Source organism: Sphingomonas sp. (assembly GCF_013812825.1).
Lineage (GTDB): Bacteria > Pseudomonadota > Alphaproteobacteria > Sphingomonadales > Sphingomonadaceae > Sphingomicrobium.
In genome coordinates this window covers 1-15,587 of record NZ_JACCSU010000064.1, presented here as the reverse complement: position 1 = coordinate 15,587, position 15,587 = coordinate 1, and the positions used below count along the sequence as shown (strand labels likewise).

13 protein-coding genes, 1 tRNA gene and 1 pseudogene are annotated in these 15,587 nt (G+C 66.9%); 5 read left to right on the top strand and 10 right to left on the bottom strand.

Going from position 1 to position 15,587, the window contains the following annotated elements; translation table 11 throughout:
* Positions 1-11 precede the first annotated feature (11 nt).
* Entirely contained in the window at positions 12-572 is a 561-nt protein-coding gene (locus H0T81_RS08565) for a hypothetical protein (RefSeq protein ID WP_294011832.1), read from the top strand.
* 25 nt (positions 573-597) lie between these two features.
* Here H0T81_RS08565 and H0T81_RS08560 read toward each other — a convergent pair.
* The 3 genes from H0T81_RS08560 to H0T81_RS08550 form a co-directional block, all read right to left on the bottom strand.
* Positions 598-674, bottom strand: a tRNA-Pro gene (locus H0T81_RS08560).
* 163 nt (positions 675-837) lie between these two features.
* Positions 838-2,142, bottom strand: a complete 1,305-nt coding sequence (locus tag H0T81_RS08555; RefSeq protein WP_294011830.1) for an FAD-dependent oxidoreductase — start codon at positions 2,140-2,142, stop codon at positions 838-840.
* Between the two features lie 128 nt (positions 2,143-2,270).
* On the bottom strand, positions 2,271-2,588 hold the full coding sequence (locus H0T81_RS08550; protein ID WP_294011828.1) for a polyhydroxyalkanoic acid system family protein: 318 nt from the start codon (positions 2,586-2,588) through the stop codon (positions 2,271-2,273).
* Between the two features lie 62 nt (positions 2,589-2,650).
* On the opposite strand from H0T81_RS08550, the gene H0T81_RS08545 reads away from it, so the two are divergent.
* The 3 genes from H0T81_RS08545 to H0T81_RS08535 all read left to right on the top strand — a co-directional run bounded on the left by H0T81_RS08545 (position 2,651) and on the right by H0T81_RS08535 (position 7,615).
* On the top strand, positions 2,651-3,445 hold the full coding sequence (locus tag H0T81_RS08545; protein WP_294011826.1) for a hypothetical protein: 795 nt from the start codon (positions 2,651-2,653) through the stop codon (positions 3,443-3,445).
* A 67-nt stretch (positions 3,446-3,512) separates the two neighbouring features.
* Positions 3,513-6,113 carry an ATP-dependent chaperone ClpB gene (gene clpB / locus H0T81_RS08540; protein ID WP_294011824.1) on the top strand — a complete coding sequence of 867 codons (2,601 nt, stop codon included), beginning with the start codon at positions 3,513-3,515 and terminating at the stop codon, positions 6,111-6,113.
* A 47-nt stretch (positions 6,114-6,160) separates the two neighbouring features.
* Positions 6,161-7,615: a tetratricopeptide repeat-containing sulfotransferase family protein gene (locus H0T81_RS08535; protein ID WP_294011822.1), complete on the top strand. Its 1,455-nt coding sequence runs from the start codon at positions 6,161-6,163 to the stop codon at positions 7,613-7,615.
* Here the strand turns inward: H0T81_RS08535 and H0T81_RS08530 are convergent.
* The 5 genes from H0T81_RS08530 to H0T81_RS08510 all read right to left on the bottom strand — a co-directional run bounded on the left by H0T81_RS08530 (position 7,612) and on the right by H0T81_RS08510 (position 14,238).
* Complete coding sequence (locus H0T81_RS08530) at positions 7,612-7,863, bottom strand: hypothetical protein (protein ID WP_294011820.1); 252 nt, start codon at positions 7,861-7,863, stop codon at positions 7,612-7,614. The two genes, H0T81_RS08535 and H0T81_RS08530, sit on opposite strands and share 4 nt — an antisense overlap.
* Positions 7,864-7,942: 79 nt before the next feature.
* Positions 7,943-8,209 carry a hypothetical protein gene (locus tag H0T81_RS08525; protein WP_294011818.1) on the bottom strand — a complete coding sequence of 89 codons (267 nt, stop codon included), beginning with the start codon at positions 8,207-8,209 and terminating at the stop codon, positions 7,943-7,945.
* A 92-nt stretch (positions 8,210-8,301) separates the two neighbouring features.
* The gene (locus tag H0T81_RS08520) at positions 8,302-9,816 is read right to left on the bottom strand and encodes a putative 2OG-Fe(II) oxygenase (protein ID WP_294011816.1); all 1,515 of its coding nucleotides are present in this window, start codon (positions 9,814-9,816) and stop codon (positions 8,302-8,304) included.
* A 2-nt stretch (positions 9,817-9,818) separates the two neighbouring features.
* Entirely contained in the window at positions 9,819-10,973 is a 1,155-nt protein-coding gene (locus H0T81_RS08515) for an aspartyl/asparaginyl beta-hydroxylase domain-containing protein (RefSeq protein ID WP_294011814.1), read from the bottom strand.
* A gap of 82 nt (positions 10,974-11,055) precedes the next feature.
* Positions 11,056-14,238: a TonB-dependent receptor gene (locus H0T81_RS08510; RefSeq protein ID WP_294011812.1), complete on the bottom strand. Its 3,183-nt coding sequence runs from the start codon at positions 14,236-14,238 to the stop codon at positions 11,056-11,058.
* Positions 14,239-14,463: 225 nt separating this feature from the next.
* Here H0T81_RS08510 and H0T81_RS08505 point away from each other — a divergent pair, with 225 nt between their 5' ends.
* Positions 14,464-14,991, top strand: a complete 528-nt coding sequence (locus H0T81_RS08505) for a hypothetical protein (RefSeq protein WP_294011810.1) — start codon at positions 14,464-14,466, stop codon at positions 14,989-14,991.
* Positions 14,992-15,000: 9 nt separating this feature from the next.
* Here the strand turns inward: H0T81_RS08505 and H0T81_RS08500 are convergent, their stop codons facing one another.
* Positions 15,001-15,216 (bottom strand): DUF2093 domain-containing protein, encoded by a 216-nt coding sequence (locus tag H0T81_RS08500; RefSeq protein WP_294011808.1) that lies wholly within the window; start codon positions 15,214-15,216, stop codon positions 15,001-15,003.
* A 5-nt stretch (positions 15,217-15,221) separates the two neighbouring features.
* A pseudogene (locus tag H0T81_RS08495) lies at positions 15,222-15,587 on the bottom strand (exodeoxyribonuclease VII large subunit); the annotation flags it as partial.

Here is a 15,587-nt window from a genome sequence, read left to right as displayed (position 1 = left end):
CGCAGCTGCGATTGCCGCTGCTCTTGCTGGCCGCGGCGGCGCTCGCGTCCTGCGCCGATGCCGGGGCCCCGGCCACCGATTCCGACTCCAACGAGCTCGCTCCGGTCGATGCCGTCGAGGACAAGAATGACGGGACCACCAGCGGGTCCTGGCAGCCGGCCGGCGACGCCGAAGGCCAGTCGGTGGCATTCCACGCTCCGGGCGGCGAGCTGCTGTTCAGCATCGGCTGCGACCGACGCGGCGGGCTTGTGTTTCGAAGGCACGGGCTGGTCGCCCGCGCCAATCTTGGCCTGATGCAGCTGCGCACCGGCGGCGACGTCCGGCGGCTTGCGGCCACGACCGGCCCCGACGACCAGCCGGAGGTTCAGGCGAGAGCACCGTACAACGACCAGCTGATCCCGGCGCTGATGCGCTTCGACCAGCCGCTGGAAGTGCGCGTCGAGGGATTGGAAACGCTGATCCTGCCGCCCTCGGCTGAGGTCGGGAAGCTCACCGAGACCTGCCAGCAAGGCAACCGCCCGGCTCCGGGGGGCCCGGCAGCCGCCCCCGCCCCGCCGCCGCCAAGCGGATAGGGGCGGAGCGGCCGGAAACAAAAATTGGTCGGGGAGAGAGGATTCGAACCTCCGGCCCCTGCCTCCCGAAGACAGTGCTCTACCAGGCTGAGCTACTCCCCGACCGGAACCCGCCTTTTTGCACGGGAGCCAAGGCCGCGGGTAGATAGAGGGCGGCCGTGGCGAACGCAAGCGAACCTCGACCGTCACCCCGGCCTTGAGCCGGGCCCTGCCGACTTCGGCGCAGAAACAGGCGGATCCCGGATCAAGTCCGGGATGACGGATCCTACAGCCCTAGCGTCTGGAGCCACTCCTCGACCCGGACCATTTTCTCGCGAGGGCTGCCGGCGCGGGCGGCGGCTTCCTCCGCTTTTTCGATTCGGCGCCAGTCGGTAAAGTCGGTGGCCCTGGCGCCTCGCTCGCCCAGCAGGCGCAGGAGGCCTTCGGCGCCGGCCCGGCCGCCGCTGCTTTCCGGCGGCATCGCGGCCGCGATCGCCTCGGCCACCTCATAGCCGTCGGGGCGGTTGGTGCCGATGGTCCCGGTCGGGCCGCGCCGCGCCCAGCCGACGCAATACAGCCGGTCGGAGATTCGGCCGGTTTCGTTGAGGAATTTGCCGCCGCGCTCGTCGTAGGGGACCCCGTCCATCGGCGGGGTCGAGTAGCCGATGCAGCTGACGACCAGCGAGCCCGGGACTTCGTAAGTCTCGCCGGTGCCTCTCGCCGAGCCGTTCTCGTCGAGCTGCGTGCGCTCGACCACCACCTGCTCGGCGCCGCCGGAGCCTTCGATGGAAAGGGGCTTGGCGAAGAAGTCGAACACCATCGCCTTGGGCTTGTTCGAGCGGATGTTGCCGAACTCCCGAAGGATGGTCACCGACTTGCGCTGCCCGGGCTCGAGCGCAGCGTCGGCTTCGAGCGGCGGGAAGTCATCGAGGTCGATGATCGGCACCGCCGCCTCGAGGTGGCCGAGCTCGCCCAATTCCTTGGGGGTCATGGCGATCTGGTGCGGGCCTCGGCGGCCGAGGATGGTGATGGTCCGGATCGCCGATCGGTCGAGCGCCTCGAGCGCATGGCCGACGATGTCGGAGCCCTCGAACTCGGCCCTCGTCTTGGCGAGGATCCGGGCGACGTCGAGCGCGACATTGCCGTTGCCGATCACCGCCGCGTGGGAGCCGTCGAGCGGCGGGTTCAGGTCGGCGAACTCGGGGTGGCCGTTGTACCAGCCGACGAACTCGGCCGAGCCGATCACTCCGGGCAAATCCTCGCCGGGGATGCCGAGCTTGCGGTCGTGTGGAGCGCCGATGCCGAGGACCACCGCGTCATATTGCTCGAGCAGCTCGGCGACCGACACGTCGCGGCCGACGGCGACATTGCCGATGAAGCCGACACCGTCGGTCTCGGCGACCTTTTCATAGCGCTTGGAGACGGCCTTCAATGACTGGTGGTCGGGCGCGACTCCGAAGCGGATCAGCCCGTACGGCACCGGGTAGCGGTCGATGATGTCGATCCTCGCGTCATTGCCGTACGCCTTGGCCAATGCCTCGGCGGTGTAGAAGCCCGCCGGACCCGAGCCGACCACCGCGAAATGCCGCATCCGTTGCCCTCCAGTTCGGTCGGATGCTTAGAGGGAAGGACGGAGGAGGCAAGAACCCTCACCCTCCGCGGCTGCGCCGCTCCTCCCTCTCCCGCGCGCGGGAGAGGGTTGGGGTGAGGGTCTCTCGCTTAGTCGCGCTTGTCCTCGAGCAGGACGTTGCCCTTCTTCTGCAGCATCGCCTCGATCGGGCCGGCGAACAGCGCCAGCATGCCCGGCAGCATCACCTGGACCCGGACCACGGTTTCCTCGACCCCGATCCTGGTCTCGACCGCCTGGCCCATCGCGTGGACGGTGAGGTCGAGATCATCCCCGGTCCATTTCGATTCGACGTGCGACGCGCCGCCCGGGATATGTTCCTTCAGCTTGTGGATGTTGTTGGCGATGCGCCGCCGGGCCTCCTCGCGGCCAAGCTTGTGCGGCAGGTCGACCTGGATCGGCTGTTGCATCGAGCGAGAGTGGGCAGCCGTTCATCGCTTTTCAAGCTGCGGCCATCCATTATGCTGCGCTGATGAGCTTGCTCGCTGCACTGACGATGGCCGCTTCGGCGCAGCCGATGGCCGTCCCCGCGCCGGCGCCATACGCGTGGCAGCCGACCGCGGCCTATGTGACCGCGGGCCAGGACGAACCCGGCTACCGCAGCTGGTTCCTGGCCTCGCCGAGCCGCTCGCACGCGGTCAACAGCTTCAACAATTACCTGGTCACCTATGGCGTCGGCGGGATCGTGCCGACCTGGCAGCTGCTGCGCACCGCCTCGTCGTGGCAGCGCTGCGGAGCGCAGCCGTTCGAGGTTCCGCCGGTCCAGGAATGGCCCAACGTCGTCCAGACGCTGCGCTACGTGCGCGACTTCGTGATCCCGGCGGTCGGGCCGGTCGAGCCGGTGTCCGCCTACCGCAACCCGCTTCTCAACGTCTGCGCCGGCGGAGCGCGTGAGAGCGCCCACAAGCATTATTCGGCCATCGACCTGGTGCCGCTTCGGCCGACCACGCGCGAGCATCTGATGCGGACGCTTTGCAACATGCACCCGAAGCGCGGGCCCGACTACGGGGTCGGGCTCGGATTCTACGCGTTCCTCCGGTTCCACGTCGACACGACCAAATACCGGCGTTGGGGGGCTGATGCGGGCTCGACGACATGCCCGTCGATCATCCGCCCGGCCGATGTCGCATCGGTCTACCAGCCGCCGCAGCCGCAGCCGCCCATCGTTGCGACGACGCCGGTCCCGGCGCCGGTGGCCGATCCGCTGGCCCCCGCGCCGACGCCCCCGGCGAAGCCCCCGGAGCTCTCGCCGCCGTTCAATCGGTAGCCGCAGCGTTCCCCCTTGTGTTGCCGATGTGCAACTCCATATCGGCGGCAAAGCACAGGGGTGAGCGATGGACCTGGAGAAACTGACCGAACGCGCGCGCGGCTTCCTGCAGGCCGCCCAGACGATCGCGGTGCGCGAGCATCACCAGCGCATCGCTCCCGCGCATCTGCTGAAAGCCCTGCTCGACGACGACCAGGGGATGGCGGCGGGCCTGATCGAGGCCGCCGGCGGCGACCCCAAGGCGGCGCAGCGCGAGGTCGATGAGCTGGTCGCCAAGGTACCGGCGGTGACCGGCAGCGGAGCGACTTCGGCGCCGGGGATCGACGGCGACACGATGCGCATCCTCGACCAGGCCGAGCAGGTCGCGAAAAAGGCGGGCGACAGCTACGTCACCGTCGAGCGGATCCTGCTGGCGATGGCGCTGGCCAAGGGCACCGATGTCGGCAAGGCGCTGGCCAATGCCGGCGTGACCCCGCAGGCGCTCAATTCGGCGATCGACAAGTTGCGCGGCGGGCGCAGCGCCGACACCCAGTCGTCCGAAGACCGCTACGATGCCCTCAAGCGCTACACGCGCGACCTCACCCAGGCCGCTCGTGACGGCAAGCTCGACCCGGTGATCGGGCGCGACGAGGAAATTCGCCGCACCATCCAGGTGCTTGCGCGGCGGACGAAGAACAACCCGGTGCTGATCGGCGAGCCCGGAGTCGGCAAGACCGCGATCGCCGAAGGCCTCGCGTTGCGCATCGCCAACGGCGACGTCCCCGACGGGATCAAGGACCGGCGGCTGCTGGCGCTGGACATGGGGTCGCTGATCGCCGGAGCGAAATACCGCGGCGAGTTCGAGGAGCGAATCAAGGGCGTGCTCGACGAGGTCAAGCAGGCCGCCGGCGAGATCATCCTGTTCATCGACGAGATGCACACCCTGGTCGGCGCCGGAAAGAGCGAGGGCGCGATGGACGCGTCGAACCTGCTGAAGCCAGCGCTGGCCCGCGGCGAGCTGCACTGCATCGGCGCGACGACGCTCGACGAATACCGCAAGCATGTCGAGAAGGACGCGGCGCTGGAGCGGCGCTTCCAGCCGGTGTTCATCGGCGAGCCGACGGTGCCGGACACCATCTCGATCCTGCGCGGCCTCAAGGAGAAATACGAGCTCCACCACGGGGTGCGAATCACCGATGCGGCGATCGTCGCCGCGGCGATGCTGTCCAACCGCTACATTTCCGACCGCTTCCTGCCCGACAAGGCGATCGACCTGATGGACGAGGCGGCCAGCCGGATCCGGATGGAGGTCGAATCCAAGCCCGAGGAGATCGAGAACCTCGACCGGCGGATCATCCAGCTGAAGATCGAGCGCGAGGCGCTGAAGAAGGAAAGCGACAAGGCGAGCAAGGAGCGCCTCGGGAAACTCGAGGAAGAGCTCGCCAACCTCGAGCAGCAGTCGGCCGAGATCACCCAGCGCTGGCAGGCGGAGAAGGACAAGATCAGCGCCGAGGCCAAGTTGAAGGAGCAGCTCGACCAGGCTCGGCTCGAGCTCGAGCAGGCGCAGCGAAACGGCGATCTCGCCAAGGCCGGAGAGCTTCAGTACGGGCGCATTCCCGAGCTCGAGAAGCAATTGGCCGAGGCCCAGGCGGCGACTCACGGGGTCATGCTCCGCGAGGAGGTCACCGACCAGGACATCGCCGCGGTCGTCAGCCGGTGGACCGGCATCCCGGTCGAGCGGATGATGGAGGGCGAGCGCGAGAAGCTGCTCCAGATGGAGAGCGCGATCAGCGCCCGGGTGATCGGGCAGGAACATGCGGTCAAGGCGGTGGCGTCCGCCGTGCGCCGCGCCCGCGCCGGCCTGCAGGACCCGAACCGGCCGCTGGGCTCGTTCCTGTTCCTCGGCCCGACCGGGGTTGGCAAGACCGAGCTGACCAAGGCGCTGGCCGAGTTCCTGTTCGACGATTCCGGGGCAATGGTCCGGATCGACATGTCGGAGTTCATGGAAAAGCACGCGGTTGCCCGGCTGATCGGCGCTCCGCCGGGCTATGTCGGCTATGAGGAAGGCGGAGTCCTGACCGAGGCTGTCCGCCGCCGGCCGTACCAGGTGGTGCTGTTCGACGAGGTCGAGAAAGCCCATGGCGACGTTTTCAACGTGCTGCTGCAGGTGCTGGACGACGGGCGACTGACCGATGGCCAGGGCCGCACCGTCGATTTCACCAACACGATCATCATCCTGACCTCGAACCTCGGCAGCCAGTATCTCGCCGCTTTGACCGAGGACGAGGAGGTGTCGAAGGTCGAGCCGCAGGTGATGGAGGTGGTCCGCGCCCATTTCCGGCCCGAGTTCCTCAACCGGCTCGACGAGATCATCCTGTTCCACCGGCTGTCGGCCGGCCATATGGGGCCGATCGTCGACATCCAGGTGGGCCGGCTCCAGCAGCTGCTCGACGACCGCAAGATCAAGCTCGAGCTGACCGACGGCGCCCGCGCCTGGCTCGGCCGGGTCGGCTACGACCCGGTCTATGGCGCCCGGCCGCTGAAGCGCGCGGTTCAAAAGCATTTGCAGGACGCGCTGGCCGACAAGATCCTGTCGGGCGAGATCCCGGACGGGTCGACGGTGGGGGTCGAGGAAGGCGACGGAGCGCTGGTTCTGACGATCACCGGCGAACGGCGCGAAGCGGCCTAGGCGCGGCTGCTCGACAGGACGCGCAAGCGCCGCGATACAAGCGCTCGATGACCGAGACCCCATGGCGATCGCTGTTGAAGGAAGCCTCCGCGCTGCGCGAGGCGGGCCGTGTCGGCGAGGCGATCGCCGCCTACCAACGGCTGCTGGCCGCCAATCCCGACCTGCCGGGAAGCTGGTACAATCTGGGCTGGCTGCAAAAGCAGGCGCGGCGGTTCGACGAGGCGCTCGACTCGTACCGCCAGGCGCTCGATCGCGGTGTCGACGACCCCGAAGAGGTGCATCTCAACCGGGCGGTGATCCTTTCGGATCATCTGGGACGGCCCCGGGACGCGCTTGGCGAGCTCGAGGCCGCATTGGCGCTCAACCCGGCCTATGTCCCGGGGCTGCTCAACCTCGGCAATCTGCACGAGGACCGCGGCGACAAAGCGGCGGCTCGCGACGCCTATCAGCGGGCGCTGGAGCTGCAGCCGGAGAATGCGCTGGCGCTCGCCCGGCTCGCCCAGGTCAGCGATCCCGATGGCCCCGATGATCCGTTGATCGAGCGAGTGCGGGCGGCGGCCGCGAGCCCGCAAAGGGCGCCTGCGGAGAAGGCCGATTTGGGTTTCGCTCTCGGCCGGCTGCTCGACCAGGCGGGCGATCACGACTCGGCTTTCGAGGCTTATTCGGCCGCCAATCGCGCCAGCGCCGCCAGCTACGGCCCACAGTTCCGCGGCTATGACCCGCGAGCCCAGGAGCAGCTGGTCGACCGGCTGATCGCCGCCTTTCCGGAACCCGCGCAGCCGCGCCCATCGAGCGCCGGCCGGGCGCCTCTGTTCATCTGCGGCCTGTTCCGCTCGGGCTCGACCCTGGTCGAGCAAATCCTTGCCGGGCACAGCCGGGTGACGGCCGGCGGCGAGCTCGACCTGGTTCCGGCGCTGGTCGACCGCATCCGGCCCTACCCCGACGCGCTCCTGTCATCGGATCCGGCGGTCTTCGAGCAACTGCGCCGCGCCTATCTCGCTGCTGTGCCGGTCGATGAACCGGGATCAATCTTCACCGACAAACGCCCCGACAATTTTCTCCACATCGGCTTGATCAAGGCGATGTTCCCCGAAGCGAAGATCGTCCACACCCGGCGCGACCCGCTCGACAATCTGCTGTCGCTTTATTTCCTCCACCTCGACCCGACGATGGCTTACGCGCTCGACCTCAAACACGCGGCTCACTGGCATGGCGAGTACCGGCGGCTGATGGCGCACTGGAAGGCGCTCTACGGCGATGACATCCACGACCTCGATTACGACGCGCTGGTCCTTGAGCCGCGGGCGGTGGTCGAGCGGCTGCTCGCGTTCTGCGGCCTGGAATGGGAGGACGAGTGCCTCGACTTCCACTCAGGCGACCGGGTGGTGAAAACGGCCAGCGTCTGGCAGGTGCGCCAGCCGCTCTACACGCGATCGTCAGGGCGCTGGCGGAACTATCAGCGGCACTTGCGGCCGCTCATCGAGGCTCTCGAAGGCGATTAATTGCCGCCGGCGTTGGCCGACGGCTTCTCGGAGCGCTTGGCGCTGTCGCGCGTACCGCGGTTCTGCGCCGCCCACTGCTCGGCGGTCATGCAGATCCGCTTCGAGCTGAGCCTCGAGCCGGTCTCCTCGACCGGTTGGCAGATCTTGCGCTTCGGGTCCTTGGCCTTGGCCTCCGACGATGCCGGCGGCGCGGCGAGCGCCGGAGCCGAGGCCATCAGCAGGACGAAGATCGCGAGCGGCTTAAGCATTTGAACTCCTCGGAATTTCGTAAAGTATGGCCGTCGGCAGCCGAGCCGCCACCCTGAAATCATTCAGTTGGGCAAGCCGTTAGTTGGAAGGCGACTGGTTGACGACCCTCTGCACGCGTTCGAAGTGCTCGCGATTCTCGCGCTTCTGCTCTTCCCACTGCGCGGCAGTCATACAGACCCGGACGATGTTCAGGCGCGAGCCGATTTTTTCGATCTTTTCGCAGATCTTGCGATTCGGGTCCTTGGCTTTTGCGGTGGCTGGAGCCGCGTTCGAGGATGCTGTCTGGGCGAGCGCGGGCGACCCTGCGGTGATCACGAGCGCCGCGATGGTCAGTGACTTCAGCATGTTACGAACTCCAAGATAAATGCCAGCGCAGGGCTCGAGGGCCGGATAATCCAGCCCTTTATAGTCGACTCGACCATCCCAGGCAATTCTCGTCAGGGCCTTGGAGTTCGTTGGGCTGATTGCGGGACGGCGACATCGAAGGCGACGGTCAGACGCTCGCCGGCACCGAACGGGCGGGTGCCGTGCCACATCCACGATGGGAACAGCGCGAGTCGGCCGGGCTTGGGCTCGATGAGCCGGGTCGGCGGCAGGTCGATCGGAAAGGAGGAGGTCCGCGGCTCGCCGAGCGCCAGCCAACCGGCCTCGCCTTCGCCAAGGTCGGGCGGAAGCACGATATACAAGGCCGAGCTGATCCAGCCCATCGGATGGACATGGTTGGAATGAAAGCCGCCCGCCTGAAGGCGGACCGACCAGGCGCCGGAAAAAGCGACCGGCTCGCGCGGCGAAGCGAGCAGCGGGTGGCCGGGGTCGCGGGCGGGCAAGCGCGCAACATGCTCGCGAACGGTCTCGCGAATCGCCTCGCGCAGAGCGACGATGGTCGGGTCGATCAGCTGGAACAGGTGGCCGTCGGTCTGCGTGCCGCCGCGGACCGATTGCACCAGCGGCTGTCCCTTGGTCGTGTGCAGAGCGCGGAGCGTGTCGGCGAGCCTGTCGAGCGGCGGCAACCGGTCGGCAATGTCGTAGATGCCGACGAAGCGCTCGTCGCCTTCGAGCCACTCGCTGCGCGGATCGCCGGTCATCCGCCAGGCGGTGGCCGCATAGGGCCAAAAGCCGAACGCCTCGGCGCTCTTGAGCCATGGCTCCATAACCGCCACGGCATCGCGTGGCCGGCCATAGCGGAGCAGATGCCGAACCCGCCGGATCTGCGCCGATCCGTCGGCAACATCCTTGACCCGCTCGAAGAGCGAGCCGGCCCGCTCCGGATCGCCGGTTTCGGACCAGACGATCGCTTCGTTGACGTCGAACAATATGTTGTCGCCGAGCGTGCGCCGTCCCTCGGCGATCCGGCTGAGAACGTCGTCGTAAAGCTCCGCGTGGAGCAAAGTCACGATTTGCTGGCGGCGGAGGGCAAGATCGCCGGGATGCAGCTGCAACGCCTCGTCGAAGCTTCGGGCAAAGCCATCCCGCTCCCCCTCGAGCCAGCGCAGGTTGGAAAGCAGCTCGTGGCCTTCGGTCCATTGCGGCGAGCGCTCCAGCCCTCGTTCCAATCCTGCGATGGCGTCCGCGATCCGCCGCTCCGCGATCAGTGCGGACACCAGCCCGGCGAGAAGCGTCGTATTGCCGGGAGAGAGCTGAAGCGCGCGGGCATAGGCGTCGACGCTCGGCAGCCCGGCTTCGCTGAGAGTCCGGGCAAGCCCGTGGGCGATCAGCGGCACGTTAGGAGCGAGCTCGGCAGCGCGTTGCAGCGCCGGGATCGCCAGCTCGCGCCGGTCCTGCGAGCGGTGGATCAGGCCCTTGAGGTGCCACAGCCGCGCATCCTTCGGTGCCTGGCGAAGCGCGCGCTCGATGTCCGGCAGCATTGCGGCCGAACGCGGTGTCTTGAGCGCCGCGATGGTGTCGTTGACCACCTGCTCGGGATTGGGCGCGGGCTTGAGCGTGCTAGACATGGCTACATCCCGCCGCCGAAGCTGACGCCGGCCGCCGCAATGACCGCCGCGACCGCCTCGCGCTCGGCCTCGCCCAGCGCCGGCGGCCACAAATCGGCGATCAGCACCACACGCAGCTGATCGCTGTCGTTCCACGCCTCGTGCTCGATCGTGTCGTCGAACACGAACGCCTCACCCTCTTTCCATTGCACCGTCGTGTCGCCGACCCGGAAGCCGCATGCCGGTGGCACGATCAGTGCGAGGTGACAAACCAGGCGCGTGTTGGCGACCCCGGTGTGCGGCGGAATGCGCGTGTGTGGCGCGAGCAGCGAGAACATCGCGTTGGGACAGGCCCCCGGCACGTGCGGCTGCGGCAAGGCTGAAAGCGCCTCGAGCGTTCGCGGGCAGTGCCGCGCGTTTGCTTCGACCCGGCGGCCGTTCTGAAGCAGATGGATCGCGGTCCAGTCGCGGCTGAAGTTGAGCGCCTTCCACTGCCTCAATGGCACTTGCTCGGAATATTGGACATAAGGCACCATCTCGGCCGCCTCGGCGGCGATCAGAGCATCGAATTCGGCGCGGATGGCTCCAATGCTGCCCTCGAGCTTTGCGAGCGCCGGGAATCCTTCGGCATCGTGGAAGTCCAGTTCCGGCAAGCCCGGATAATGGAAGTGCGTCGGCTCCTGATGAAAATGCCGGGTCCGGCGGGCGCTGTTGGAAATGAATCGTTCTATCCGGCGCCGCTCGGCGGGGCCAAGGCCGCGCGGCACCGCGGTCAGCAGCCGCTCCTCGGTCCGCGACTGATGCTGTTCGCTCTTGAGGCGGGCATGGGCGAGCGCAGCGGCCATCGCTTCGGGGATCTCATCGCCGTCTGGGGCTTGCGCGACCGCGCGGCTGAATGCTTCGCCGGCGCGAGGGTCGCCGGCGCGGTCGAGCAACACGGCGCGCGCGAGCAGCCCGGAGAAGTCGAGCGGGTTCAGCGCGAGCACGCGGTCGATCGCCTCGAGCGCACCCGCCGTGTCGCCGGTTGCGCGACGCATCGCCGACAGCTTCGTCCACAACCGAGGATTATCGGCTTTTTCGCCGATGGCCTGCTCGAGCAAGCGAGCCGCGGCCGACGGATCGCCCGCGGCAGCCGCCTGATCGGCCATGTCTTCGAGCGTCGGCGCAGTCTTGGCCATGGATGGTTATTGCCCGCTCGTGGCGCAAAAGAAAACGGCGGACCTCTTTCGAGGCCCGCCGCTTGCTTGTTCGACCTTCGACTTAGAAGTCGACGGTGAAGCCGGCGAACAGGTACCGACCGAGGGCGTCGTAGACCTGCGGGAAGGTGTTGCCGTTGCCGAAGCCGGCGGGCACCACTTGCTGGCCAGCCACCGGCGGATCCCTGTCGAAGATGTTGTTGGCGCCGACCCGGAAATTGTACCGGTCGGTGATCCGGGCCTGCATCGCAAGGTCGAAGTAACTTCGCTTGTTCAGCTTGTTGTTGGCCGGGTGTGGCGCCCCTGCGCTCAGCGTTTCGTCTTCGCTAAGAGCATCGTTCCGGACTGCCGAGAAGTATCTCCACTGACCCGACAAGCCAATGCCGTTGGGAAGCGTGAAGCCAAGCCGGAACTTGTGCCGCCACTTGGGATTGGGAGTGCCGCACTGGGTGCCGAAATAGCTTGCGCAGTCGTAGACAATGTCAGCCGTCGGGTTGACGTCGAGATCCTGCAGCAAGGTGCCGACGAAGCTGGCGTTGAGATTGCCCATCCGCCCGATCTGCCTTGCATAGGAGGCCTGGAAGTCGAAGCCCTTGGTTTGCAGGCCACCGGTATTGGTGTTGATGTCGGTGATAAACCCATTGCCGATGAACAGCGAGGCGTTGCCCGGATTACGATTGATCCGCGAGCAGAAGAACGGGTCTCCGGTGTTGATGCACTGGGTTATGATCGTGTCGAAACCGATCACTCCGATGGCGTTTTCAAGCTTGATGTCGAAATAGTCGACCGTGAACGCCAACCCGGGAATCCAGCGCGGCTGAAGCACCAGGCCGAACGTATAGGAGTCCGCCACTTCCGGCTCGAGGTCAGGGTTGCCGCCGAACAGCGACTGGTACTGGTTGGCCGGGTTCTCCGTGATGTTACCAAATTGGGCAGCGGTGACACCGGTCAGTTGGCACTGCGCCAGCGTCGCGGTCGGTGCGGTGGCTGGCGTCGCCGGATTGAAGTCGCCCGCGCAGGGGTCGGCCGTGCCGCCAAGGCCGATCGACTGCGCTGAGAACAACTCGATCACGTTGGGAGCCCGAACCGCGCGGTTATAGCTGCCGCGCAGGCGCACATCCCGGATTGGCGCCAGCTCGGCCTCGAGCTTGTAGGTGTCGGTCGAGAAGCGGTTGTCGTCGACATGATACCAGGATTTGCGGTAGCCGGCGCGGACCGTGAACTCCTCGATGAAGCTGTTGCTGACGATCGGCAGCTCGATCTCGCCGAACAGCTCGCGGACATCAAAGTCACCGTTCACCCCAATGGTCGGCCCGCCCTGACCCGCGAGGTCGCCGGTCGAGAAAGCAAGGTCGGTCTCGAAGCGAAGCGAATGCTTGGAATAACCTCCGCCGACGTTGGCGCTGATGCCGCGATCGGACCACGGCGACTGCAGTCCATATTCGCCGCCGAGGACGGTGAAGTCGATCTGGGCCGTTTTCAACTGGACGTCGCCGCGCGCAAGTCCTGGCGTCTGGAGAAAGTCAAGCGCTTCCGGAGTGACTCCGCCGGTCGTAAAGATGTTGTACGGGACGCAGTTCGGGTCGCCGGCAGGGTTCGAGGGATCCGCCCGGGCGATCAGCACCGAACGGCAGACCGGCTGGCCGGTGGCCGGATCGGTCACAACATCCTGCGCAAGGCCGATGCGCCGGATCGAGAAATCGTTGCGGTAGGTCTCGGCCATATTGGTTTTACCGAACAGGCCGTAAACGTTGTACGCGAGGCCCGGGTCGAGATCGCCGCGAAGGCCGGTGACCACTCGGTAGCTGGTGTGCTCGAGGTCGTCCTGTCGACCGCCGCCTTCGACGTTACGGCGAGCGGTATAGACGGCTGCCCGGGTGAAGGTGTTGCCGAGCGGGTCGGTGAAGACCGTGGGCGGGCTAGGCGGACGGAACTCATTCACGGGAGTGGCAGGGTTGTCGGCACGGCCGGGATCGAAGCCGACCAAGTTTTCCGTCTGGCAGATCACCGAGAGCTGCTGTGCCGACAGCAGCGGGTTGTCGCAATTGATGGTGTTGGTCGCGAAGAAGTTGCCCGACGGCGCGATCACGGCGTCCGTCCTGTCGTTCATGAACATCGCTTCCAGGTACGGCTTGGCGACGTCGCTGATCTCATATTCCGCGAACCCGCCGAGCGTGTATCGCTCGTCCGGTCGCTGGAAATAGTTGTAGGGATTGAAGTTGAACGGCGTGATGCCGGGCACGAACTGGTTGCCCTGCACCTGGAAAGCGCCGCCGGTTTGGATCCTAAAGAAGCTGCCGGTCGCCGAAGTCGCCGACCCGGAACAGCCGAACCGGCGGCCCGTGGTTGTGATTTGCGACTCGGTAAGGCCGTTCAAGGCGCAGAATGAGTAGTCGCGCGTCGACTGCAGCACCGGGCTCTGGTTGCGGTAGGTCGCGTAGGCCAGGATGTGGCCGCGGTTGTCGTCGAACCCGGTGCCGAACGAGAGCGAGATGTCCTGGGCCCCGCCGTTGACGCTCTGGCCAGTCGGATAGCGGAAACCGCGAGCGTCGTTGGCCGCGAGGATGTCATCATTGCCGTCATTCTGGTGCATGAACGCGCTGGCCTGGCCATCAATTCGAAGGCCGCGGAACTCGGTGTCCATGATGAAGTTGACGACGCCGGCGACCGCGTCGGCGCCGTACACCGACGAAGCGCCGCCGGTCAGCACGTCGACACGCTTGATGAGCGCGGCGGGAATGAAGTTAAGATCGGCCGCCGGGTCCTGGGGACTGCCCGGATGCTGGCGGCGGCCGTTGATCAGCACCAGGGTCCGCGAAGTGCCGAGACCTCGGAGGTTGACCGTCGCGGTGCCGCTGGCGCCGTTGGAGATGTTCGAGCCCTGGCCGGCGAACGACTGCGGCAGCGAGTTGATCAGATCCTCGGTGCGGGTCGTGCCCTGAAGCTTGACTTCCTGCGAGGTGACCACGGTCACCGGGCTGGCCGCCGTCAGGTTCGGCTGCGGAATGCGCGAACCGGTGACGATGATGTCCTGGGTCGTTTCGACATTCTCGCCCTCGGCCGACGGGGTCTGCGTCGCCATGGTCGTGCCCTCGAGCGGAGCGGTCGTCTCGGGTGGGCAGTTGGGCGAACCGGGGTCGCAAGGTGCGGGCGGCGGGACCTCCTGGCCGAACGCGGGCGTGGCAGCCATGCTGGCGCCAACGAGGAGAGTCGTTGCGAGCAGGCGCTGGCGGAAATCGAGCTTCATAAAATTTCTTCCCCTAGATGGGCCATGCCTGGGACACAGCCGCAGTGCCGCGACAATTCCAATTGCCGTTACTGCCTACCTGATAGGTGAAGCAGCGAGATGCTTGCAATGTTCGGGATCGTCGGCTCGTGAAGTTGTCGGGCGGTTGTCTCAATTTTGCAACAGGGTGCACTTGTCCTCGCGGGGCCGTCGGCGATAGGAATGTGGCCAAGGGAGACGCTTCAAATGAAACGGAAAATCATCCTCGCGGCAGCGGCGGCGGCATTGCTGGCGACGCCGGCAGCGGCGCAGCGCAGGGCGGACTCGACAAAGACTCCAGCGCAGATCCAGCGGCTGCTCGGCTGCCGGGGAGTGGCCGATGCGGCGCAACGTCTGGCGTGCTTCGATCGCGAGACCGCAACCCTCAACCAGGCCATGGCGCGCAGGGACCTGGTCGTCATCGACCGCGAACGAGCGACCGCGGCGAGGCGCTCGCTGTTCGGCTTTTCGGTGCCGAGCTTCGGCGGGCTGTTCGGTGGCGATGAGAATGAGGTCAAGGAAATCCAGAGCACCATCACGGCGGTCGCCAACAATGCCGACGGCGGCTGGACGATCCGCCTGGCGGACGGGTCGACCTGGACTCAAACCGACGACGCGCCGCTCGGCATTCGACCCGCGCGCGGGCACAAGGTCGTCGTTCGCCGCGGTCTTCTTGGCGTGTTCCGGATCAGCGTCAACGGCCAGGCGGGATTCAAGGCCAAGCGGATCGGCTAGGCCAGTCGGCTACCGCGAAGACGGGCCGGCACGCTGCTCGGCCCTGAGGCTGGCCGCCGCGTCGGCATAGGCCTCCTGCCGCTCGACGCTCCAGTAGCGCAGCTCGTGCAGCGGGATCGCGGCGCCGGTCACCGCACAGACGACATGGTCGCCGTCCGACAACACTCGGAAGGTGCTCGGCAGATACTGCAGCCGGGCCATGTTCCCGGCGCCCCTCATCAGCATTCGGCTTACTCCTCCGGCTCGTCGAACAGGCCGGGTTGGGGCGGGAGATAGGCGCGCGACGGGCCGCGCTCAACCCGTTTCGGAGCGGGTTGTCGCGCTTCCCCGCCGGCGAGTGCGTCGACCTTGCCGTCGCCGAAGTGCAGGGTCACAAGCCGCTCGGCGAGCGCGTCGGAGGCGCGCGTCAGGGTTTTGCCAGCGCGGCTGGTGACTCGAGCGAAGCCTTTCGACAGCGGCCGGTCGGGATGGACCAGCTCGGCCATTTTCCACAGCGTGGCGAGCTTTTCCCGGGTCCGCTCGACACGATCCTCGAGCACCTCGAGCCGAAGCCGCGAAGCGACCGCGTTCAAATCGGCGCGCGCGTGGCTCGCGCG